Source organism: Zobellella iuensis, from assembly GCF_016746085.1.
In the GTDB taxonomy this organism is placed as follows: domain Bacteria; phylum Pseudomonadota; class Gammaproteobacteria; order Enterobacterales; family Aeromonadaceae; genus Oceanimonas; species Oceanimonas iuensis.
In genome coordinates this window covers 82,557-105,362 of the sequence record NZ_JAERTZ010000018.1, presented here as the reverse complement: position 1 = coordinate 105,362, position 22,806 = coordinate 82,557, and the positions used below count along the sequence as shown (strand labels likewise).

Annotated in this window: 21 protein-coding genes; 16 read left to right on the top strand and 5 right to left on the bottom strand. The window is 65.0% G+C overall.

Annotated elements, in window-relative coordinates:
* Positions 1–112: 112 nt before the first annotated feature.
* The 4 genes from mukB to JKV55_RS07310 form a co-directional block, all read right to left on the bottom strand.
* The gene (mukB, locus tag JKV55_RS07325; RefSeq protein ID WP_369409628.1) at positions 113–4,543 is read right to left on the bottom strand and encodes a chromosome partition protein MukB; all 4,431 of its coding nucleotides are present in this window, start codon (positions 4,541–4,543) and stop codon (positions 113–115) included.
* Positions 4,540–5,214 carry a chromosome partition protein MukE gene (gene mukE / locus JKV55_RS07320; protein WP_202083729.1) on the bottom strand — a complete coding sequence of 225 codons (675 nt, stop codon included), beginning with the start codon at positions 5,212–5,214 and terminating at the stop codon, positions 4,540–4,542. Before mukE ends, mukB begins: the two co-directional genes overlap by 4 nt.
* Positions 5,195–6,520 (bottom strand): chromosome partition protein MukF, encoded by a 1,326-nt coding sequence (gene mukF, locus JKV55_RS07315; protein ID WP_202083727.1) that lies wholly within the window; start codon positions 6,518–6,520, stop codon positions 5,195–5,197. The genes mukE and mukF overlap by 20 nt, the downstream gene beginning before the upstream one ends.
* Before the next feature lie 118 nt (positions 6,521–6,638).
* A complete protein-coding gene (locus JKV55_RS07310) occupies positions 6,639–7,427 on the bottom strand; it encodes a methyltransferase domain-containing protein (protein ID WP_202083725.1) in 789 nt (262 codons plus the stop codon).
* An 80-nt stretch (positions 7,428–7,507) separates the two neighbouring features.
* Here JKV55_RS07310 and JKV55_RS07305 point away from each other — a divergent pair, with 80 nt between their 5' ends.
* The 15 genes from JKV55_RS07305 to gloA all read left to right on the top strand — a co-directional run bounded on the left by JKV55_RS07305 (position 7,508) and on the right by gloA (position 20,776).
* Entirely contained in the window at positions 7,508–8,293 is a 786-nt protein-coding gene (locus tag JKV55_RS07305) for an ElyC/SanA/YdcF family protein (RefSeq protein WP_237332731.1), read from the top strand.
* Positions 8,294–8,385: 92 nt separating this feature from the next.
* Positions 8,386–9,138 (top strand): triose-phosphate isomerase, encoded by a 753-nt coding sequence (gene tpiA, locus JKV55_RS07300; RefSeq protein WP_202083722.1) that lies wholly within the window; start codon positions 8,386–8,388, stop codon positions 9,136–9,138.
* Between the two features lie 79 nt (positions 9,139–9,217).
* Positions 9,218–10,180 carry a 6-phosphofructokinase gene (gene pfkA / locus JKV55_RS07295; protein ID WP_202083720.1) on the top strand — a complete coding sequence of 321 codons (963 nt, stop codon included), beginning with the start codon at positions 9,218–9,220 and terminating at the stop codon, positions 10,178–10,180.
* A 485-nt stretch (positions 10,181–10,665) separates the two neighbouring features.
* Positions 10,666–11,400 carry a sulfite exporter TauE/SafE family protein gene (locus JKV55_RS07290; RefSeq protein ID WP_202083718.1) on the top strand — a complete coding sequence of 245 codons (735 nt, stop codon included), beginning with the start codon at positions 10,666–10,668 and terminating at the stop codon, positions 11,398–11,400.
* 79 nt (positions 11,401–11,479) lie between these two features.
* Positions 11,480–12,061: an electron transport complex subunit RsxA gene (gene rsxA, locus JKV55_RS07285; protein WP_202083716.1), complete on the top strand. Its 582-nt coding sequence runs from the start codon at positions 11,480–11,482 to the stop codon at positions 12,059–12,061.
* 1 nt (position 12,062) lies between these two features.
* Complete coding sequence (rsxB, locus tag JKV55_RS07280; protein ID WP_202083714.1) at positions 12,063–12,617, top strand: electron transport complex subunit RsxB; 555 nt, start codon at positions 12,063–12,065, stop codon at positions 12,615–12,617.
* Between the two features lies 1 nt (position 12,618).
* The gene (rsxC, locus tag JKV55_RS07275) at positions 12,619–14,910 is read left to right on the top strand and encodes an electron transport complex subunit RsxC (protein WP_202083712.1); all 2,292 of its coding nucleotides are present in this window, start codon (positions 12,619–12,621) and stop codon (positions 14,908–14,910) included.
* Positions 14,910–15,959, top strand: coding sequence for an electron transport complex subunit RsxD (gene rsxD, locus JKV55_RS07270; protein ID WP_202083710.1), 1,050 nt, complete (start codon positions 14,910–14,912; stop codon positions 15,957–15,959). Before rsxC ends, rsxD begins: the two co-directional genes overlap by 1 nt.
* Positions 15,959–16,591, top strand: a complete 633-nt coding sequence (rsxG, locus tag JKV55_RS07265; RefSeq protein ID WP_202083708.1) for an electron transport complex subunit RsxG — start codon at positions 15,959–15,961, stop codon at positions 16,589–16,591. The genes rsxD and rsxG overlap by 1 nt, the downstream gene beginning before the upstream one ends.
* Positions 16,588–17,283, top strand: coding sequence for an electron transport complex subunit E (locus tag JKV55_RS07260; RefSeq protein ID WP_202083707.1), 696 nt, complete (start codon positions 16,588–16,590; stop codon positions 17,281–17,283). The genes rsxG and JKV55_RS07260 overlap by 4 nt, the downstream gene beginning before the upstream one ends.
* A complete protein-coding gene (nth, locus tag JKV55_RS07255) occupies positions 17,280–17,921 on the top strand; it encodes an endonuclease III (protein WP_202083705.1) in 642 nt (213 codons plus the stop codon). Before JKV55_RS07260 ends, nth begins: the two co-directional genes overlap by 4 nt.
* Before the next feature lie 72 nt (positions 17,922–17,993).
* Entirely contained in the window at positions 17,994–19,478 is a 1,485-nt protein-coding gene (locus tag JKV55_RS07250) for a DUF1538 domain-containing protein (protein ID WP_202083703.1), read from the top strand.
* Positions 19,475–19,840, top strand: a complete 366-nt coding sequence (locus tag JKV55_RS07245) for a transcriptional regulator (protein ID WP_202083701.1) — start codon at positions 19,475–19,477, stop codon at positions 19,838–19,840. The genes JKV55_RS07250 and JKV55_RS07245 overlap by 4 nt, the downstream gene beginning before the upstream one ends.
* 91 nt (positions 19,841–19,931) lie before the next feature.
* The gene (locus tag JKV55_RS07240) at positions 19,932–20,318 is read left to right on the top strand and encodes a CBS domain-containing protein (protein WP_202083698.1); all 387 of its coding nucleotides are present in this window, start codon (positions 19,932–19,934) and stop codon (positions 20,316–20,318) included.
* 50 nt (positions 20,319–20,368) lie between these two features.
* Positions 20,369–20,776 (top strand): lactoylglutathione lyase, encoded by a 408-nt coding sequence (gene gloA / locus JKV55_RS07235; protein WP_202083690.1) that lies wholly within the window; start codon positions 20,369–20,371, stop codon positions 20,774–20,776.
* An 87-nt stretch (positions 20,777–20,863) separates the two neighbouring features.
* Here gloA and cysB read toward each other — a convergent pair whose 3' ends face one another.
* Entirely contained in the window at positions 20,864–21,838 is a 975-nt protein-coding gene (gene cysB, locus JKV55_RS07230) for an HTH-type transcriptional regulator CysB (RefSeq protein ID WP_202083688.1), read from the bottom strand.
* A 201-nt stretch (positions 21,839–22,039) separates the two neighbouring features.
* Here cysB and JKV55_RS07225 point away from each other — a divergent pair, with 201 nt between their 5' ends.
* Positions 22,040–22,804, top strand: a complete 765-nt coding sequence (locus JKV55_RS07225) for a DNA repair ATPase (protein ID WP_202083677.1) — start codon at positions 22,040–22,042, stop codon at positions 22,802–22,804.
* Positions 22,805–22,806 lie beyond the last annotated feature (2 nt).

Here is a 22,806-nt window from a genome sequence, read left to right as displayed (position 1 = left end):
CGGGCCCCAGGAGACTGGCAAGGCATCGGCGAAACAGGTTATTGATCGACTGACGTCGCCCCTTGTGGTTAAGGGGTCCGCTGAAATGGACCCCAGGGCTCAACAACAGGGATCAGGCGGCAACGCCGGCGAAGCCGCGCAGGCCCACCACGTGCACGTGCTCCTGCTTGCCGTGCACCTTGCGGATCAGCTTGTAGGTGGTGCCTTTTTCCGGGCTGATGTTCTCGGGCGCGGCGATCAGCAGCTGCATGTCCTGGCGTTCGCACAGCTCGAACAGGGTGGCGATGGAGCGGGCGTCCAGGCGCGCGGCCTCGTCCAGGAACAGCAGGCGGCAGGGCAGCACTTCCCGGGCACGCAGGTGGCGGGATTCCTCCTCCCAGCTCTGCAGCACCATCAGCAGAATGGCCTGGCCGGTGCCGATGGCCTCGCCGGTGGACAGCGCCCCGCTCTCGGCGCGCAGCCAGCCGTCGGCGCCGCGCTGCACCTCGATGTCCAGATCCAGGTAGTTGCGGTAGTCCAGCAGCGCCTGGCCCAGCACCTGCGGGCTGCGATCGCCCTGCTCCAGCTGCGGGTTGAGCCGCTGGAACAGCTTGCCCATGGCCTCGGAGAAGCTGAGCTCCTTGCTGTTGAACAGATCCTGGTGGCGCCCTTCCGGGTCGCTCAGGGCCTCCAGCAGGCGCTGGTAGGTGTCGCGGATGTTCACGTTGAGCCGCACCCCGGCCACCAGGCCGAAGCGGATGTTCTGCAGCCCCTGGTTAAGCAGGCGGATGCGGTTCTGCTCCCGGCGGATGATGGTGGTGATCTTGGCCGCCACCTCATGGGAGGAGAGCGACAGCTGGCCTTCGCGCAGGCTCAGCTCGTCGGCCAGCCGGCCCAGCTCCACCTCCATCTCTTCCAGCGCCTCCACCGGATCGTCGGCGCGGATGATGTCGTGGCGGATGCGCGCCTTGAGGTAGCTGAACACCAGTATGTAGAACTGCACCTTCTGCAGGGTGTTGCGGTTGCCCTCGGAGAGGCGCAGGGCGTCGCGCAGCTCCTCGTCGTGGTTCACCGCCATGCGCAGGGCGCCCAGCGCCTTGTCGGAGATGGATCTCAGCTCCTCGGCGTCCAGGTAGGCCAGCTCCGGCCGGCTCAGGCTGCGCTCCACCCCGTGCTCCCGGGCCAGCCGCTCCACTTTCGCCCAGTTGGCCTTGTGGGCCACCAGCGCCTTGCGGGCGGCAAAGTAGCCCTGGCCGTCCTTGCCCAGGCGCTGGCTCAAGGATTCTATCTCGCGCTTGGTCACCTGGCGCTGGGCCTCGGTCTGGCTGCGCCGGTTGCGGGTCTGCACCAGGTCGTTTTCAAGCTCGCGCTTGGCCTCCCGGGCCTTGTCCTCCATGTCGGCGGAAAGGACGATGCCCAGCGCCGCCAGCTCCTCGCGGAATTCGTTCAGGGTCTGGCTTCGGGCGTCGCGGCCGGTCACCAGGGCGGTGCGCGCCTGCAGGGCGTCGCTCACCCGCCCGGCCAGCTGTTCGGCGCGCAGGCCGGCCTTGCGCCTGGCCTCCTCCGCCTGCACCAGCTTGGCCTTGAGGCTGTCGTTCATGGCCGAGCTCTGGCTCAGCAGCTGCTCGGCGTCGGCGTAGGCGAAATGGGGCAGCCGCGCCACCAGCTGGTTGAGGGCATAGGTGCGGGTACGGGCCTCGGTCAGCTCGGCTTCCGCCTGCTCCACCCGGGCCCTGAGGGACTCATAACCGGCGGGATCCTGGCGCAGCACCTGCACCTGTTCGGCCAGCCGGCCCAGGCGCTGGCCGTGGGCGGCCATAAAGTCGCGCGCCGCCTTGAGCCGGTCGGCCTCGGCGCGGGCGGCGGCCAGGCGTTCTTCCAGCCCCTCGGCGTCCAGCCAGGCGGCCAGCGGCAGCAGCTTGTGCAGCAGCCCCTGCTGCTCGCGCAGCAGGGCCAGTTTCTGCTGCCACTGGGCCTGCTGCTCGGCCAGCCGGGCCTGCGCCTGCTCCAGCTCCTGCTGCTGCCCGGCCAGCTCGGCCAAGGCCTCTTCCGGGCTGGGACCGAAGGCCAGCTGCAGGCCCTCGTTCACGAATTCGCTCAACTGGTGGTAGAGCCGGCTGTGCTTTTGCTGGGCGAAGGCGGACTCGGCATAGCGGGCGCTCACCGCCTCCAGCTCGGCGCCGAGGATCTCGATGCGCGCCTCGCGGGCGGCGCGGCCGAACAGGGGCTCGGCGGGAAAACGGGAATAGCGCAGCTGGCGCTCGCCATTCTGCACCCAGATGGCCCCGTCCAGCTCGGTGGCCTGCAGCAGATCTTCATCGAAGGCGTCCGGGTTGCCCTGGATGAGATACACGTCCGGCGGGCATTCCTCCAGCGCCTGCAGTTGCGCCAGCGCCGCCTGGGGATCGGCCACCACGATGGCGTGGCGGGCCGGGCCGTACAGGGCCTCGTAATAGGGGGCATCGTCCACAGCGATGTCGTCGTACACGTCCGCCAGCAGGGTGCCGCCCAGCTGCTCGCACAGGGCAAGCAGCCGCGGATCCGCATCGACGCCGCTGCCGAGGCGGCGGATCTGCTGCTCCAGCTGCTGCTTGGCGGCCAGCGACTGCTGCTTGCTCTGCTCGGCCTGGTGCTCGTCGCGCAGGGCCTGCTGCATGGCATGGGTCACCTCGGCGCTGTCGGCCAGCATCTGGCCGCTCAGCTCGCGCAGCCGCTCCAACTTGGCCTGGGCCTTGTGCCAGGCGGGCGCCTCGGCGCGCAGCCGGGCCACCCGGGGGGCCACCTGCGCCAGTTGCGATTGCAGCTGGCGCTTGTCCTCGGCGCCGTCGGCCAGTTGCTCTTCCACCTCGGCCTTTTGTTCCTCCAGCTCCGCCAGTTGCAGCTCGAGTTCGGCCTCGTCGTGCACGGCGCGGCCATGGCGGGCCAGCTCCGCCTGCAGCGCCTGCACCCTCTGCCGGCGCTCGGCGGCCTGCTCGGCGTCCTGCAGGGCGCGGCGAATGCCCTCTTCCCGCCCCAGCAGGCCCTGGTAGTCGCGGCCCTGCTCGATCAGCTGGCAGGCCTTGCCGAAGGCGGCGGCCCGCTCCACCGGGCCGGCCACGGCCTCGAGCAACCCCAGGGCCTGGTCGTACTGGGCCCTGGCGGCGTCGGCCAGGGAAAGCTGCTGGCGCTGCTCCAGCACCACGGCGGTCAGTTCCTGCTCGCGGCCCTGGTGGCGCTGCTCTTCTTCCCTGGCCTGCTCCGGGCTCAGTTCGGGCAGGCCGCAGCGCACCTTGGCCTCCCCCAGCGCCTGTTGGGCCTGGCGGTACTGGATGGCGCGGGTCTGCTGGGTGTCCAGCGCCTGCTGGTAGTCGGCCAGCTGGCTCTTGAGGCTGTCCACCTCTTCCTCGGCGGCAAGGCGGGTGGCGGCGGCCTCTTCATGTTCGTCCTGCAGCTCGGCCAGCATTTCCTCCTGGATGGCGAGCTTTTCTTCCAGCTCGTCCAGCTCCTGCTGGTAGGACTCGATCTTCTCGTTGAGCTTGACCCCGCTCAGCACCCGCGCCAGGTGCTCGGAGGCGATGTCCAGCTCCTCGGTGAGCATGCGTTCCCGGGCGGAGAGGTTGTCCAGCTCGTCGGCGAGATAAATCAGCCGGGCCTTTTCCTCGGCCAGGATGCGCCGCTCCTCGGCCAGGGCCTTGCGCGCGGCCAGGGCCTGCCCGGACAGCCGCTTTTTCTCGGCGCTGTTGCGCACATAGTCGGCGGCCACGTAATGGGTGGTTTCGGTGATCAGCTGGCGGAACAGGTCCCGCTGGCGCTGGGTTTCGCGGATGGCCTCCAGGGTGCGGCGGTTTTCGAAGATGGCCGCCTCCATGTCGTTAAAGGCCTTGCGAATGCCGGCGTTTTCCGGCAGCAGGTAGTCCTTGAGGCTGCGGCTGATGGTGCTGGAAATGCCGCCGTACAGGGACGCCTCGATCAGCCGGTAGAACTTCACCCGGTCGCGCTGATCCTTGAGCTTGCGCGGGGTCACGCCGATGTCGAACAAAAAGTTGTGATACTCGCTCACCGTATTGAAGCGAGTGAAGCGCAGGCCCGCCTCCACCGCGGCGGCCTTCAGCTCGTTGAGCGAGCGCACCTGGCCGCGGCCGTCGTCGAGGCGGTTCAGCAGCAGCTCGGTGGGGGCCCGGCCCTCGCTCACCCCTTCGGACAAGCCCTGCACCGCAAAGGGCACCATATTGACCTTGTTGTCCCGGTTGGCCACCTGCTCCAGGTGCACGCCGAACCAGACCCGCTCGGCCTGGGAAGTGTCCACCTCGATCAGCGAATAGCAGTGGCCCCGCTGCAGCTTGCCGTACAGACCCTTGTCGCGGCTGCCGGACTGGCTGCCCGCCTCTGTGGTGTTGCGAAAGTGCAGCAGGCTGAGATCGGGGATAAGCGCGGCGATAAAGGCCGCCATGGTGGTGGACTTGCCGGCGCCGTTGCCGCCGGAAAGCGTGGTGACCAGGGCGTCCAGCTCGAAGGTGCGGGCAAAAAAGCCGTTCCAGTTGACCATGGTCAGGGAGTGAAACTTGCCTCTGTTAACGCTGCTCACTGCTCGTTCTCCTGCTCTTCTTCTTCGTTGTCGGTGCCGGCCACGGCCTCGCCGTCTTTTATCATGCGCAATTGCAGTGCGCGCGGGTCTTCATCGCTGCGCACGTCGGCGGCAAAGCGGAACACCGCCTCGGTGATGCGAAACTTGTCCTGGGTGCCCACGGCGCTGACCATGCCCAGGCGCTTGAGCCGGCGGATGGCGCTTTTCAGCTTGTCGGCCAGCTTACGCTTGTCGAGATCGGAGCCGCCGGCGCGCTGGTTCACCATGCGCAGCAGTGCCTGCTCGTTGGACAGGGTCAAAATCTCTTCCTGCAGGTCGGCCAGCGAAAACACCCCTTCGTTGATCAGCCGGTCCGGGCTCAGGTAGAGGTAGCACAGCACCTTGCCCACCAGCATCTCCAGCTCGGAGAGGATGGAGGTGCCCAGCTCGCTGGTGGAGCGCGGCCGCAGGTAATAAAAGCCCTCGGGGGCGCGCACCAGCTCCACCTGGTAGCGCTGGTAAAAGGCCTCCAGCTCGGTGAAGTATTCCTGCAGCAGCGAGTGCTGCTCCAGCTCGTCGGCGGTCAGGTGGCGGCCGGCGCGCAGCTGGTTGTCCAGCGCCGGAAACAGCGGGTTGGCGATGGCCTGGGCCAGGCGGGGGTCCAGGGCGAGTTCAGTATTGGTCGATGACATGTGCTTGTACCTTGGCCCCGTGGGCATTGATGGTCTGCCAGTCCGGCATGGCCGCGCCCTGGCGTTCGGCGTCGGCATGGCCCAGCTTGACCGCTTCGTCGATCAGCAGGCGGGCGAGATCAAAATGTTGGTAATGGGGAAAATCGTTGAGGTAGTCCCTGAGCACCTGGGCCAGATCCAGCGGCCGGCCGGTCAGCGGAAAGTCCTGCAAATGGCCGCGGATGCGCTCCGACAGCTCGGCGGCCAGGTCCACCATCTCCTGGTATTCCAGCTCCTCGGGCAGCTCGCCGGTCACTTCCTCGGCGTAGGCGGCCATGGTCTCGTCGCGCAGCTCCAGCAACGGCTGCGCCTGACTGATCCGCAGCCGCCAGTTGTGCTGTTCGAACTGGCGGATGGACTCGCGCAGCCGCTGGCTGAAGGCGCGGTTCTTGTCCATGTCGATGGCGGTGCGGATAAAGCGGTGCACGTGGCGGTCGTAGCGGGACCACAGCTCGATGCACTGGCTGCCCCAGTGGATGATGGCGTCAAGCCTGGCCTGCAGCTGCTGGCACAGGGGCGCCACCCCGATGCCGCGGGGGCTTTGCTGCAGCCGCTCCTCGATATTGAGCAGGCTCTGCTGCAGGCCGTGGCCGGCCTTGTCCAGGGTGTCCTGCAGCTCGCGCAGGGTGTGGCCGGTTTCCCGCAGCAGTTGCTCGCAGGCGGAAATGGCCTCGTGCCAGTTTTTGTTGAGCAGGGCGGCGATGTTGGCCTTGACCGCGTTCTGCTGCTCGTCCATGGCGCGCTGGGTGTCGTCGATGCGCGCCAGCTGTTCGGCCACCGAGTACTTGAGCCGGCCTTCCACCTCCTGGGCCCAGGCCTGCTCGTCCGGCCCGGCGGCGATGGCCTCGGCCACCTTGTCCAGATCCTGGGCGATCTGCGCCAGCAGCAGCGAGAGCTTTATTTGGCTCACTTCCCGCTGGGCGGCGAAGAATGCCACTATGGCCAACCCCAGGCGGGTCAGGCGGTAGAGGCTTTCGCCCTCCCCCGGCTCGCCCTGGAAGCGGCTCAGCAGGCGCTGGCGCACCAGATCGTTGATGGCGTTGTTGGCCCGGCTGGCCAGGGTGTCGTCGGCCTGGGCGAAGCCCTTGCTGACATAGCCGAAGGCATGGTGCAGCTCGGCCTCGCTCAGCTGCGGCTGCTCGCCGCCCCGGCCGACCACATGCACCGCCAGCAGGAAGGCCAGCCGCTCGGGGGGCAGGTTGAGCCCCAAATTTTCCTCTCTGACCCAGCCGATCCAGTCCGGCAGGGTGCGGGACATTTCCGTCATCAGTTTTTGCTCTCTTCACCGTTGGCGCCGCCCGGCCTTGCCCGGCGGCTCTTATACTGTTGCGGCTTTTTCCGTCGTCCACGCGCTTGCCGTCACCCCCGCGAAGGCGGGGGTCCATTCACTCGGGGGCCGGCCCGGCGCTCTTGCGCGCCAGCACATGGATATAGCGGCCCAGGTGCACAAAGGGCTCCCGGCGGGCGTGGGCCAGCTCCATGGCTATCACTTCTTCCGGGCGCTCCGCTTTCACCTGGCGATCCACCATATAGTCGTGGAGCACCCGCACGCCGCTGCGCCCGGTTATAGCAAAGCCCAGCTCCGCCAGCCATCGGTAAACCTCGTCCGGCCGGCAGGGCCAGGCCGGCGTCAGTTTCTGGCGTCGTTTCTTGACCAGGTTGGCGTGCACGTAATCAAAGTTGCCCATCACCAGGCTGTGGAACAAGAGGCCATCCCGGTTATAGAACATCAGCGACAGGTGGCCGTCGTCCGCCAGCAGGGCATTCAGGACGCTCAGCAGGCCGGCCTGATCCTCCACCCACTCCAGCACCGCATGGCACAGGATCAGGTCGAACCGGCCCAGATCTTCCGCCGATAACGACTGGATGGGGCCCTGAATAAAGTCGAAGCGATCATCCAGCCCCTTTTCCGTTACCTGGGCCCGGGCCAGGGCCAGCATTTCGCCGGAAAGATCGCACAGCACCACGCTGTGGCCCCGGGCCGCCAGGGGTTGCGACAGGGGGCCGAAACCGCCGCCCGCATCCAGGATGCGCAAGGATCTGTCCGGCAAGCCCTGCAGCAGCTCGTCCAGATCCCGGTTCAGCACCGCCAGCCGGATGCGGCCCTTGGTGGTGCCGTAGATATTGCGGGAAAAGGTATGGCTTTTGCCATCGAAGCTGGTATTTGGCTGCACCTGGGTGTTTCTTCGTGACTCGGGGGAGGCTATTCTGGCATAACCGCTACGGTTAACAAATGCGTGCGTGCATGGAGACGATGTTTTTGGCGAAAAAGTGGCTGGGTAGCCTGTTATTACCGCTACCCCTGCTGCTGTTCCTGGGTTTTTTGGGGTTGTTTCTGCTGCTGTTGCGGCAAAAGCGCAGCGGGATCTGCCTGCTTGTCCTTTCCATGGCAACATTGATGCTGCTCTCCACCCGCCCGGTGGCCAATGCCCTGATGGCGCCGCTGGAATCGCGCTATCCCCCCCATGAGATCACCGCCGAGCCGGTGCAGGACATCATAGTGCTGGGGGCCGCCCAGGTGGCGGACCCGCGCCTGCCGCTGCTGAGCCAGCTCGGCCAGGCCGGGCTCTACCGCATCATTGAGGGGGTGCGCCTGGCCCATGCCTACCCGCAAGCCCGACTGATCCTGAGTGGCTATGCGGGCGGCGAAAGCCGCTCCAGCGCCGAACTCTACGGCGAAGTGGCGGTGGCGCTCGGCGTCGCCGGCCAGCGCCTGCTGTTGCTGCCCGAGCCGAAGGACACGGCGGAAGAGGCCCGGGCCATGGCCCCGCTCATCATCGGCCGCCGGGCGGTGCTGGTCACCTCCGCCAGCCATATGCCGCGGGCCATGGCGCTGTTCGCCGCCGCCGGCGCCGCGCCCCTGGCGGCCCCGGTCGATCACCAGGCCAAGGAAAGCGGTGCCGCCCTGCCGCTTTATACTTACCTGCCCCGGGCCCGCTATCTATGGCGCAGCGAGCTGGCCTGGCATGAGTACCTGGGGCTGTGGTGGCAGCGACTCGGCCGCACCCAGGCCACATCTTTGACCGGGCACAACAAATAAGATGAAAAATTACATCAAATTGTGCCCTGGTTCCTAGTTTCACCGGATCTATGTCCCTATAATGATCACATTTAACTGAAAGGAAACAACTCATGAGACAAATACTGGTAATGGGCAACTGGAAGCTGAACGGCAGCAAGACCATGGTGGCGGAGCTGATCAACGCCCTCAAGGCCCCCGCCGACGAGGCCGGCAACGTGGCCGTGGCCGTATGCCCGCCCGTGCTGTTCCTGGGCCAGGCCCAGGAGCTGCTGGCCGACAGCACCATCGCCCTCGGCGCCCAGGACGCGGACGTCCACACCCAGGGCGCCTTCACCGGCGAAAACTCCCCGGCCATGTACGGTGAGTTCGGGGTGCAGTATGTGCTGGTGGGCCACAGCGAGCGCCGCACCCTGCACGCGGAATCCGACGCCGTGGTGGCCGCCAAGTTCGCCGCCATCCAGCAAGCCGGCTTGGTGCCGGTGCTGTGCATCGGTGAAACCCTGGAGCAATTTGAAGCCAATGAAACCCAGGCCGTGGTGGAGCGCCAGCTGCAGGCGGTGATCGACCACAGCGGCATCCAGGCCCTGGCCAGCGCCGTGATCGCCTATGAGCCGGTATGGGCCATCGGCACCGGCAAGACCGCCACCCCCGACATCGCCCAGAGCGTACATGCCGCCATCCGCGGTTTCCTGGCCAAGCAGGATGCCGATGTGGCCGCCGGCGTGCAGATCCTCTACGGCGGCTCGGTCAAGGGCGCCAGCGCCGCCGGCCTGTTCGCCATGGAAGACATCGACGGCGCCCTGGTGGGCGGTGCCGCCCTGCAGGCGGATGAATTTGCCGCCATTATCAAGGCCGGCGCCTAAAAAGAACGGGCATATTGGTAATTTTACTACATATGCCCGCTGTTCCGGGTTTCAACCACGATTTTGAATTGAGGCCAAGATGATTAAACGAATTGGGGTACTGACCAGCGGCGGCGACGCCCCCGGCATGAACGCCGCCATCCGTGCCGTGGTACGGGCCGGTTTGCACCATAACCTGGAAGTGTTCGGCATCTACAACGGCTACCAGGGCCTGCACGCCGACGACATCAGGCCGCTCGAGCGCCACAGCGTGTCCGACGTGATCACCCGCGGCGGCACCTTCCTGGGCTCGGCCCGCTTTCCCGAGTTCAAGGAAGAGAAGGTGCGCGAGGAAGCGGTCGAAAACCTGAAGAAACACGGCATCGACGCCCTGGTGGTGGTCGGCGGTGACGGCTCCTACATGGGCGCCATGCGCCTGACCGAAATGGGTTTTCCCTGCATCGGCATCCCCGGCACCATCGACAACGACATCGCCGGCACCGAGTTCACCATCGGCTTCGACACCGCGCTGAACGTGGCGGTGGAAGCCATCGACCGGCTGCGCGACACCTGCAGCTCCCATAACCGGATTTCGGTGGTGGAGATCATGGGCCGCCACTGCGGCGACCTCACCTCCTCCGCGGCCGTGGCCGGTGGCGCCGAGTACGTTATCGTGCCCGAAATCGCCTTCGACAAGGACGAGCTGATCCGGCAAATCCACGAAGGGGTGGCCAAAGGCAAGAAGCACGCCATCGTGGCCATCTGCGAAAATGTCTGTGACGTGAACGAGCTGGCCAAGGAAATCCAGGCCGCCACCGGCCGCGATACCCGCGCCACCATCCTCGGTCATATCCAGCGCGGCGGCACCCCCACCGCCCAGGACAGGATCATGGCCAGCCGCATGGGCGCGCGGGCGGTGGAGCTGCTGCTGGAAGGTTATGGCGGTCGCTGCGTCGGCCTTCAGAACAACCATATCGTGCATCACGATATCATCGACTCCATCAAGCACCTCAAGCGTCCCTTCAACGAAGAGATGTACCAGCTGTCCAACACCCTGTTCTGAGGGTACTCAAGGCAGGCGCTCCGCCTGCCTTTATTTCTCCGCTTTTTAATTATCATCGCTAATACATCTTTATTGTCCCCGATCAAGGTGCCCCCGCCTTCCCAAAGGCTATGCTGGCTCCCGTCATCAACCCAGAGGAGAACACCATGAGCGGATGTTGCGGCGCCTGCGGCGGCCAGGACAAAGAGCAGGACAAGAAACAGACGGAACAACAGCAGGCGGAGCCGAAGCAGGAGGAAAAGTCCTCCTGAAACCAGTCGGTTTTTGAGTCCTGTTCGGCCGGCTCCAATGCCGTTCGTCCAGGGCAGGTCGCGAGAACCTTCAGAACCGTCACCCCCGCGAAGGCGGGGGTCCATCGGCAGGCGGGCCGCCTGCGCTCCTGTGGTGCCAACCCGGAATATCCATAAGGCCAGCCCCTTTCCGCCTTCCCCCGCCTGCCGCCCTTGGCCATAATGGCACCCTGCTTGCTGTTCCAAGGCCCTGACATGCTGGACATTATCGAACTCGACCCCCAGGTATTGCTGCTCGCTGCCTTGGCCTGCTTTACCGGCGCCTATGTGCAGACCGCCATCGGCTTCGGCATGGCGATCATCGCCGCCCCCCTGATGTTCTACCTGGACCCGGCCCTGGTGCCCGGCCCCCTGTCCTTCGTGATCCTGATGATGTGCCTGATCAACGGCTGGCGTTTCCGCAAGGGGCTGGAGCTCAACCTGCTGGCGCCGGCGCTGCTGGCGCGCGTGCCCGGCAGCCTGGTGGGGGTCTGGCTGCTGGGGGTGATGTCCCAGTCGTGGCTGGCCATCCTTATCGCCTTCACCATCATGCTGGGGGTGCTGGTGCGCCTGTGCAACCTGGCCCTGCCCACCAACACCGCCACCCTCTCCCTGGGCGGCTTTCTGTCCGGGGTCATGGGCACCAGCACCACCATCGGCGGGCCACCCATGGTGCTGGTGCTGCACGGCGCCGACATGCACCGTATCCGCGCCAACCTGGCGGGCTTTTTCCTGGTGTCCAGCCTGATGTCGGTGATAGCGCTGATCGGCGGCGGCTATTTCGGCCAGGCCCAGCTGCTGCAGGCCGCTCCCCTGGTGCCGGCGGCCCTGCTCGGCAACTGGCTGGCGGTGCAGACCCTGCACCTGGTGTCCAGGCCGGTGATGCATTACGGATCTTTATTGCTCTGTACCCTGGCGGTGATCGGCATGTTAATCAATACCTTGTCATAATCCCATAGAATATGTGGCATTGTTAAACGAGGCGTAAAGTCCGATAATACCGGCCGCCATTTCATATCGCCGAGTGATCATGTCTGAATACCTGCTGCTGTTTGTCGGCACCGTGCTGGTCAACAACTTCGTGCTGGTGAAGTTTCTCGGACTCTGCCCCTTTATGGGGGTGTCGGGAAAACTGGAAACCGCCATCGGCATGGGGCTGGCCACCACCTTCGTGCTGACCCTGGCCGCCGCCTGCTCCTACCTGGTCAACCAGTACCTACTGCTGCCGCTGGAACTTTTATACCTGCGCACCCTGTCTTTTATTCTGGTGATCGCCGTGGTGGTGCAGTTCACCGAGATGGTGGTGCACAAGACCAGCCCCACCCTGTACCGGCTGCTGGGCATTTTCCTGCCGCTGATCACCACCAACTGCGCGGTATTGGGGGTGGCCTTGCTGAACATCAACGAACAACACAACTTTATGCAGAGCCTGGTGTACGGTTTCGGCGCCGCGCTCGGTTTTTCCCTGGTGCTGGTGCTGTTCGCCGCCATGCGCGAACGCCTGGCCGGGGCCGATGTGCCGGCGCCCTTCAAGGGCGCGGCCCTGGCCATGATCACCGCCGGCCTGATGTCGCTGGCCTTTATGGGCTTTACCGGACTGGTCAAGTTTTAACATGATGCATATCTTAATCGCCATCGCGGTACTGGCGCTGCTGGCGCTGATCTTCGGTCTGGTACTGGGCTTTGCCGCCGTCAGGTTCCGCGTGGAGTCGGATCCCGTCGTCGAGCAGCTGGATGAACTGCTGCCCCAGACCCAGTGCGGCCAGTGCGGCTATCCGGGCTGCCGTCCCTATGCCGAGGCCGTCGCCAACGGCGACGACATCAACAAGTGCGTGCCCGGCGGCGACGCCACCATGCGCAAGATTGCCGACCTGATGGGGGTGGAACCCCAGGCCATGGGCGAGGAAGCCGCCGAGCCGGTGAAGCAGGTCGCCTTTATCCACGAAGACATGTGCATCGGCTGCACCAAGTGCATCCAGGCCTGCCCGGTGGACGCCATCGTCGGCGCCACCAAGGCGGTGCACACCGTGCTCCGCGACGAATGCACCGGTTGCGATCTGTGCGTGGATCCCTGCCCCACCGACTGTATCGAGATGATCCCGCTGCCGGTCACCCCCGACAACTGGAAATGGCAACTGCCGTCCATCGCCATCAAGCAGGTAGAGTAAGATGTCGCTGTTACAGGATCTGAACGCAGGCAAGCTGCACGGTTTTCATGGCGGCATCCATCCGCCCGAGCGCAAGGCGCCGGCCAATATTGCCCCCATCGGCGAGGCCGGCCTGCCCGAAGAGCTGGTGCTGCAGGTGCGCCAGCATATCGGCCAGCCGGCCCGGATAAAGGTCGGGGTCGGCGACCGGGTGCTCAAGGGCCAGCCCCTGACCGAGCCGCTCAACCCCATGATGATACCGGTGCACGCCCCCACCTCGGGAGTGGTGACCGCCGTCGAGGACAGGCCCCTGTGCCACCCCTCGGGGCTGGACGGCCCTTGCGTGGTGCTCAAGCCCGACGGCGAGGACCAGTGGCGGCCGCGCTTCCCCATCAGCGATTACCAGGCCCTCGGCGCCGACGTGCTGCTGGAGCGCATTCACTCCGCCGGCGTCACCGGCCTGGGTGGCGCCGGCTTCCCCGCCCACGTCAAGCTGATGCCCCGGCGCAAGGCCATAGAGGCGCTGATCATCAACGGGGTGGAATGCGAGCCCTATATCAGCGCCGACGACCGGCTGATGCGCGAACACCCGCAGGAAATACTGCAAGGGGTGGCCATCCTGCGGCACATTGTGCAACCGCACGTCACTGTGCTGGCGGTGGAGGACAACAAGCCCGAGGCCCTGGCCGCCCTGCGCGAGGCCAATGATGACGACCATATTCTGATAGTGGCGGTGCCCACCAAGTACCCTTCCGGCGGTGAGAAGCAGCTGATCGAGATCCTCACCGGCCAGCAGGTGCCCCACAACGGCCTGCCCGCCGACATCGGCATGGTAGTGCAGAATGTGGGCACCGCCTTCGCGGTGAAGCGGGCGGTGATGGACGACGAGCCCCTGACTCGCCGGGTGGTCACCCTGGCGGGCGACGCCTTCGCCGAGCCCGGCAACGCCTGGGTGCATATCGGCACCCCGGTGCGCTACCTGCTCAAGCGCTACGGGCTCAGGCCCGAGCCCGAACAGCGCATCATCATGGGCGGCCCCATGATGGGCTTTACCCTGCACAGCGCCAGCGCCCCCATCATCAAGGGCAGCAACTGCGTGCTGGCGCCGACCCGGGCCGAGCTGCCGCCGGCCGGCGAGGAGCTGGCCTGCATCCGTTGCAGCCAGTGTGCCGACGCCTGCCCCGCCAGCCTGCTGCCCCAGCAGTTGTACTGGTTTGCCCGCGCCGGGGAGCACGACAAGCTCAACAGCCACAACCTGTTCGACTGCATCGAATGCGGTGCCTGCGCCTATGTCTGCCCCAGCCAGATCCCCCTGGTGCAGTATTACCGGGTGGCCAAGGCCGATATCCGCCAAGCCCAGCGCGAGGCGGAGCTGGCGGAGCGGGCCAAACACCGTTTCGAGGCCCGCCAGGCCCGGCTGGAGCGGGAAAAGACCGAGCGCCAGGCCCGCCACGAGAAGGCCGCCGCCGAGCGCAAGGCGCGCATGGCCGAGCAGGTGGCCGCCGGCGGCGAGGATCCGGTGGCCGCCGCCCTGGCCCGGGTCAAGGCCCGCCAACAGCCGGAGCAGGGCCAGGAGGACATGACCGCCGCCCGCGCCGCCCGCAAGGAAGAGGCACGCCGCAACCGGGAGCTGAAGGCCCAGGAAACGGAGCAAGGCCCCCCGGCGCCGGCCGCCGACAAGGCAACGGCGGTGGCCGCCGCCATCGCCCGCGCCAAGGCGCGCAAGGCCGGGCAGGACGCCGACACCGCCCCGGCGGCGGAGCAATCCGACGACGACAAGAAGGCCGCCGTGGCCGCCGCCATCGCCCGCGCCAAGGCGCGCAAGGCCGGACAGGACGCCGACGCCGCCCCGGCGGCGGAGCAATCCGACGACGATAAAAAAGCCGCCGTGGCCGCCGCCATCGCCCGCGCCAAGGCGCGCAAGGCCGGGCAGCAAGCCGGGGCCGTCCCGGCGGCGGAAAAGTCCGACGACGACAAAAAGGCCGCCGTGGCCGCCGCCATCGCCCGGGCCAAGGCGCGCAAGGCCGGGCAGCAAGCCGGGGCCGCCCCGGCGGCGGAAAAGTCCGACGACGACAAAAAGGCCGCCGTGGCCGCCGCCATCGCCCGGGCCAAGGCGCGCAAGGCCGGGCAGCAAGCCGGGGCCGCCCCGGCCGGAGCAGTCGTTGTCCCCCCTGCGGCCGAGCCGCCGGCTGAAACCCAGGATGCCGACGCCGCCAAAAAAGCGGCCATCAAGGCCGCCGTGGAGCGGGCCAAGGCCCGCCGGGCCCAGCAGCAGACCACCCCCTCTCACCCCGATCGAGAAGACGAGTCCTAATGGCGTTTACACTCAGCAGCTCACCCCATGATCACGTCCCCCTGAACACCGCCACCCTGATGCGGCGGGTCTGCTACTGCCTGATCCCGGGCATATTGGTGCAGTGGTGGTTCTTCGGCTGGGGCAGCCTGGTCCAGATAGCCCTGGCCGTGACCACCGCCTACGCCGCCGAGGCCCTGGTGCTGGCCCTGCGCAAGCGGCGCTTCGCTCCCCTCAGGGACAACTCGGCCCTGCTGACGGCGCTGCTGATCGGCATCGCCGTGCCGCCGCTCGCGCCCTGGTGGCTGGTGGTGATCGGCACCGCCTTCGCCATCATCGTCGCCAAGCAGCTCTACGGCGGCCTGGGCCAGAACCTGTTCAACCCGGCCATGGTGGCCTATGTGCTGCTGCTGGTGTCCTTTCCCCTGCCCATGACCAGCTGGCTGCCGCCGCTTGCGCTGCAGACCTACCCGCCGGGGCTGCTGGACAGCCTGTCCGCCATCTTCACCGGTTTCACCCTGGACGGCTTCGCCCCCCACCAGCTGCGCGAGCTGGCCGACGGCACCACCATGGCTACTCCCCTCGATACCCTGAAAACCGGCTTCACCCAAGGCCACACCAGCGGCGAAATCCTGGCCGGCCCGGCGTTCGGCGGCATGGCCGGCGTCGGCTGGCAGTGGGTCAACCTGGCCTACCTGGCCGGCGGCCTGGCCCTGTTGCGGCTGCGGCTCATCAGCTGGCCCATTCCGGTGGCCATGCTCGGCACCCTCTTCCTGCTCGGTCTGGTGGGCTTTATGGTGTCCCCCGACGGCAGCATAGGGCCCATGATGCACCTCTTTTCCGGCGCCACCATGCTGGGGGCCTTCTTTATCGCCACCGATCCGGTGTCGGCTTCCACCACCTTCCGCGGCCGCCTCGTCTACGGCGCCCTGATCGGCCTGCTTATCTACCTTATCCGCACCTTCGGCGGCTACCCGGACGCGGTGGCCTTCGCGGTGCTGCTGGCCAACATGACGGTGCCCATGATAGACAGCCTGACCAAACCCAAGACCTACGGGGAGGCCCGCTGATGCTGGAGATGATGCGCAAGAACGGTCTCATCCTGGCCCTGTTCGCCCTGGGCTGTACCGCCCTGGTGGCCTTTACCCACAGCCTGACCCGCCACACCATAGTGGCCCAGGAGCAGGCCCAGCTGCTGCTGGTGCTGAATGATCTGCTGCCCCCCGACAGCCACGACGAGCCCCTGTTCGACCACTGCATGTTGGTGAGCAACGAACACTACCTGGGCAGCCGGGATCCGCTGCCCGCCTTCACCGCGGTGAAAAACGGCGAGGTGCGGGGCCACGCCATCGAGGCCATCGCCCCCGACGGCTACAGCGGCGCCATCAAGCTGGTGGTGGGGGTGAACGCCGACGGCCGCCTCTCGGGCGTGCGGGTGCTGGCCCATAACGAGACCCCGGGCCTGGGTGACAAAATAGAGCTGAAAAAATCCCCCTGGGTGTTGGCCTTCGACGGCATGCAACTGCAGGGCGAGGAAGACCCCCGCTGGGCGGTGCGCCGGGACGGCGGCCAGTTCGATGCCTTTACCGGCGCCACCATCACCCCCCGGGCGGTGGTCAAGGCGGTGCGCCAGGTGCTGCTGATGCTGGAACAGGAGCCCGGGCTGCTGAGCCGTTCCCCCCGCTGCGGAGATACCCTATGACCGAACAACACAAAGACATCATCCGCCAGGGCCTGTGGCGGAACAACCCGGCCCTGGTGCAGATCCTCGGCCTGTGCCCGGTGCTGGCGGTGACCAGCACCCTGACCAACGCCATGGGCCTGGGGCTGGCCACCATGCTGGTGCTGATTGGCTCCAACGTCACCGTCTCCCTGGTGCGCCGCTGGGTGCCGAACGAGGTGCGCATCCCCATCTATGTGATGATCATCGCCAGTTTCGTCACCTGCGTGCAGTTGCTGATGAACGCCTATACCTACGGCCTGTACCAGTCGCTCGGCATCTTCATCCCCCTTATCGTCACCAACTGCGTGATCATCGGCCGGGCCGAGGCCTTCGCCTCCAAGAACAGTCCGCCGCTCGCCGCCCTCGACGGCCTGATGATGGGCCTGGGCTTCACCGCCGTGCTGCTGGTGCTGGGCGGGCTGCGCGAGCTGCTGGGCCAGGGCACCCTGTTCGACGGTGCCGAGCTGCTGCTGGGCGACTGGGCGGCGGGGCTGCGCATCGATGTGCTGCACCTGGACAATGCCTTCCTGCTGGCGATACTGCCCCCCGGCGCCTTTCTCGGCCTGGGCCTGCTGATCGCCGCCAAAAACTGGCTGGACGGGCGGCTGGCGGCCCGCCGCGCCCCGGCGCCCAAGGCCGAGATCACCAGAGCAAGGGTCACCTCCTTATGAACATGGAAAAACGCCGCCAAATCCTGGAGCGGCTGCGGGCGGACAACCCCCGGCCCACCACCGAGCTCAACTACGCCAGCCCCTTCGAGCTGCTGATCGCCGTGCTGCTTTCGGCCCAGGCCACCGACGTGAGCGTCAACAAGGCCACCAAGGGCCTGTTCGCCGCCGCCCCCACCCCCGCCGCCATGCAGGCCCTGGGGGTGAACGGGGTCAGGGAGCACATCAAGACCATAGGGCTGTTCAATGCCAAGGCCGAGAACGTCATCAAGACCTGTACCCTGCTGCTGGAGCAGCACGGCGGCGAGGTGCCGGAAGATCGGGAAGCCCTCGAGGCTCTGCCCGGGGTCGGCCGCAAGACCGCCAACGTGGTGCTCAACACCGCCTTCGGCTGGCCCACCATAGCGGTGGACACCCATATCTTCCGCCTGGCCAACCGCACCCGCTTCGCCCCGGGCAAGAACGTGGACGAGGTGGAGCAGAAACTGCTGAAATGGGTGCCGGCCGAGTTCAAGCTGGACGTGCACCACTGGTTTATCCTGCATGGCCGCTATGTGTGCCTGGCACGCAAGCCGCGCTGCGGCGCCTGCATCATCGAGGATTTGTGCGAGTATAAAGACAAGCAATATCCCGATTCCTGAACCTTGGGCTTGATCCTTCCCCCGCGGTCCGGGGTAGACTGGGGTTCAACCGAGTAACCCAAGGAGCATGGCTTGCACACCATCAGGCTCTTCGCCGGCGCCTTTTTACATGCCCTGAACAACCTGCTGCCCATCATAGGGGTAGTGCTGCTGTTCCAGCTGCTGCTCGGCCAGTGGCCGGAGGACGCCGCCGGCATGGCCCTGGGGCTGCTTATCGTGGCCGCCGGCATCGCCCTCTTCCTGCAGGGGCTGGAGCTCAGCATCTTTCCCCTCGGCAAGAGCCTGGCCAACCAGTTCGCCCGCAGGGGCTCGGTGCCCATACTGCTCTGCTTCGGCTTCGCCATGGGCTTTTCGGCGGTGATCGCCGAGCCGGCGCTGATCGCGGTGGCCTCCCAGGCCGAGCTGGTCAGCGAGGGCCGCATCCAGGCCCTGACCCTGCGCCTGATCGTGGCCCTGTCGGTGGGCCTGGTGATGGCCGCCGGGGTGCTGCGCATCATCCTCGGCCAGGGCCTGCACTGGTACATGATAGGCGGCTACAGCCTGGTGGTACTGGTGACCTTCTTCGCCCCGCCCGAAATCGTGGGCCTGGCCTACGACTCGGGCGGGGTCACCACCAATATCGTGACGGTGCCGCTGATCGCCGCCATGGGCATCGGCCTGGCCTCGTCCATCAAGGGCCGCAACCCGCTGATGGACGGCTTCGGCCTGGTGGCCCTGGCGGTGATGGTGCCCATGGTCAGCGTACAGCTCTACGGCATCGTCACCTACAGCCTGGGCACGGCCCCCCTGCCGCTGTCGGCGAGCGGCATCCAGGACAGCGCCATCCATGCCCCTTGGTTGCGTGTCATTCTCGATCTCTTTCTGATGCTGCGGGACGTGACCCCCATACTGGTGGTGGTGCTGTTCTTCCAGTACCTGGTGCTCAAGCGTTCCCTGTCCAACCCGACCCGGGTGTTTTTCGGCTTCCTGCTGGTGCTGGTGGGGCTGTACGCCTTCGTGGTCGGTCTCAAGCTCGGCCTCTTCCCCATAGGTACCCGCATGGCCGAACAGCTGATCGGCCAGGACCGGGTGCTCTATATCTACCTGTTCGCCTTCGCCATCGGCTTCGCCACCACCATGGCGGAGCCGGCACTGATCGCCGTGGGCCACCAGGCGGAGCAGGCCGCCCCCGGCGAGCTGAACGCCCGGGCTATCCGCCTGGTGGTGGCCCTGGGGGTGGCCCTGGGCATCACCCTGGGGGTACACCGCATCATCGATGGCGGCTCCATCCACCACTTCATCATCGGCAGCTACCTGCTGGTCTTGCTGCTGATCTGGTTCTGCCCGCGCAACATACTGGCGCTGGCCTTCGATCTGGGCGGGGTCACCACCTCGGAGGTGACGGTGCCGCTGATCACCGCCTTAGGGATAGGCCTGGCCAGCCATATCGAGGGGCGCAACGTGCTGATCGACGGCTTTGGCCTTATCGCCTTCGCCTCCATCTACCCCATAGTGACGGTGATGATCTACGCCATCGCAGCGGATCTGCTATTTAAATACCGGAGAGCATCCTCATGAAATTTTCGTTACTGGTGGCCATAGTGCCGGAAGAGCTGGAGCAGGAGTGCATCGATGCGGCCAAAGGGGCCGGGGCTGGCGGCGTCACCATCATGAGCGGCCGGGGCATAGGCACCAGCAGCAAGAAGACCTTTTTCGGGCTCACCTACGAGGGCTCCCAGAGCATACTGCTGATGGTGCTGGAGAAAAACCTGTCGCTGCATGTGCTGAAGGCCATTCAGGCGGAGCTTGCCATCATCCCGAAGGACAAGGAAGAAGGCGCCTCCAAGGGCGTGGTGCTGACCCTGCCCCTGGAGCACCTGGGCGGCATAGAGGCAGCCCAGCTCGAGCAGTTCGAACGCTTTATCAAGGACGACTTTTAAACAGAAGATCACCCGGAACAACGGCCGGGTATCGCTAAGCAGACCCGGTCGATACGACAAAATTAGGGTCAGGTAGTCAAGGAGCACGCTCATGCTGGTAAAAGATATCATGGTGTCCGAGGTCATCACCGTCTCCCCCTTCGCCAAGGTGCGGGAAGCCCTGAGCCTGATGAAACGGCACAAGGTGAAATGCCTGGTGGTGGACAAGGCCAGCGAGCACGACGCCTACGGCCTTATCACCTACTCCACCGTCATCAAGACCATAGTGGCGGAAAGCGGCGACATCGACTTGATCAATGTCTACGATGTCTGCGCCAAGCCGGCCATCGCCGTGGGCCAGGATCTGGCCATCAAGCACGTGGCCCGGCTGATGACCTGCTACGGTTTCAACCGCATACTGGTGCTGGACAACAACAGCCTGGTGGGGCTTATCACCATTACCGATATCATCGACACCATACTGGACATGGTGGAATAACCATAACGGACTGATTTCAAACTTTAATTGAACTACTGGGAGCCTTGATTATGCGTATTTTGCACACCATGCTGCGGGTCGGCAATCTGGACAAGTCCATCGCCTTTTACACCGACATCATGGGCATGAAACTGCTGCGTACCAGCGAAAACACCGAGTACCAGTACACCCTGGCCTTTGTCGGCTACGGCGAGGAAAAGGACGAAGCGGTACTGGAGCTGACCTACAACTGGGGCACCGAGCGCTATGATCTGGGCACCGCCTACGGCCATATCGCCATCGAAGCCGGCGACATCTACGGCATGTGCGAGCAGATCCGCGCCGCCGGCGGCAAGGTGACCCGCGAGCCGGGCCCGGTCAAGGGCGGCACCACCGTCATCGCCTTCGTGGAAGACCCAGACGGCTACAAGATTGAGCTGATCGCCAAGAAAGACGCCGGCAAAGGGCTGGGGGACTAAAGCTGGATGCTTGAAGCTTGAAGCTTGAAGCTTGAAGCCGGAAGTTGCCCCACTTCCAGCTTCCGGCTTCCGGCCTCAAGCTTCCGGCTATCGATAAGGCAGCTCTATCCCTTCGAACAGTTTGTCTATCTCTTCCGGCGCCTTCAGCGCGATCACCCTGTCCACCCGCTCCCGGGTGAGGTGTGGCGCGAACCTTTCCATAAAGTCATACATATAGCTGCGCAGAAAAGTGCCCTTGCGGAAACCTATCTTGGTGGTGCTGGCGGCGAACAGGTGGCTGGCGTCGATGGCCACCAGGTCCGCATCCTGCACCGGGTCCACCGCCATGCTGGCCAGCACGCCGATGCCAATCCCCAGCCGCACATAGGTTTTGATCACATCCGCATCGGTGGCGGTAAACACCACCTTGGGCTCGAAGCCGGCCCGGTTGAAGGCGATGTCGAGCTCGGAACGGCCGGTAAAGCCAAACACATAGGTCACCAGCGGATACTGGGCAATATCGGCGATACTGGGTTTATCGATGGCCGTGAGCGGGTGCCCCTTGGGCACCAGAATACAGCGGTTCCAATGGTAACAGGGCAGCATGATCAAGTCCTGATACAGGTGCAGCGCCTCGGTGGCGATGGCAAAATCGGAGGCGCCCTTGGCCACCGACTCGCTGATCTGCACCGGGGTGCCCTGATGCATATGCAAGGACACCTTGGGATAGCGGGCGATAAAGCCTTTGATCACCTCGGGCAGGGCGTAGCGGGCCTGGGTATGGGTGGTCGAAATATTGAGCGAGCCCTGATCCGGGTGGGTATGCTGGCTGGCCACCGCCCTGATGCTCTCTACCTTGCCCAGGATCTCGCTGGCGATGCGGATGATATCCTTTCCCGCAGGGGTCACCTGGGTCAAATGCTTGCCGCTGCGCTCAAATACCTGAATTCCCAGTTCATCCTCCAGCATCCGCACCTGCTTGCTGATCCCGGGCTGGGAGGTATACAGGCTTTCGGCGGTGGCGGATACATTCAGGTTATGGTTGGCAACTTCGACGATGTAGCGCAACTGTTGCAGTTTCATGGCGTCTCAGGGTTAGGGTGACTTAGCTAAATACTATCAGACCTTGGAAAAAGATCCTCTGTAGCGACCGCACCGAATATGCTAATCATCTGAACTGCCGCCGGTTTTGCCGTCTTTACGCGCAGGAAGTTAGCCAAAGCGCTATTACTGGGTTAACATTTCCCCCTGACTCTCACCGTAACCGAAGCGAGCCGCTGACAGATGACTCTGACCCTGGTACTCATAGCCATAGGCGCCCTGCTGTTTCTGGTCATCATTTACAATATTCTCCAGCAATACCGACAAAAGCAGGAAGCCGAAAAGCGCGCCCTGCTGCTCAAGCACAAGAACATCATCAACGAAGCCGATGAGCTGCTGCTGAACGCCGGCCAGTTGCCCTACAGCAAAACCCTGGTGATGGCCCTCTACCAGCGCATTTTATCCAGCCTGCAAACCATGCAGCAGCAGGATCCGAAAAACAGCCAGGTCAAATCCCGCCTCGTCAATATTCAGCAGCAGCTGCAGCAGGTCAAAGAACATTACCAGATGGAGCAATCCGCCCTGAAGCCACCGGAGTCCGATCAGCAGGCCATCCATATGCTGCAAATCGTGAAACGGCTGCGGGCCGTGCTCCGTATCGAGCATAACAAGGGCAAGCTCGGCACCCAGACCTTTGTCCAGGAAGATCGCCGGCTGGAATTGGTACAGTTGAAGATCAATCTGTCCAACCTGACCAAACGGGCGCGCATGGCCCACGAAAACCGTGATAACGCCATGGCCCGGCAGATGCTTCAGAAAGGCCTGACGGTGCTGGAACAGGTCATGGATAAGGATGAGCAGTTGAAGAAGGTTGAAGAAGTCCTGCAACAGCGGCTGAGCGATCTTACCAGCAGCCAGATCCGGGTTGAGCAGGAGCAAAAAGAGCGGGAAGAGCAACAGGAAAAGTCCGAGCTGGACGTGCTGTTCGAACCCAAGCGCAAATGGTAACC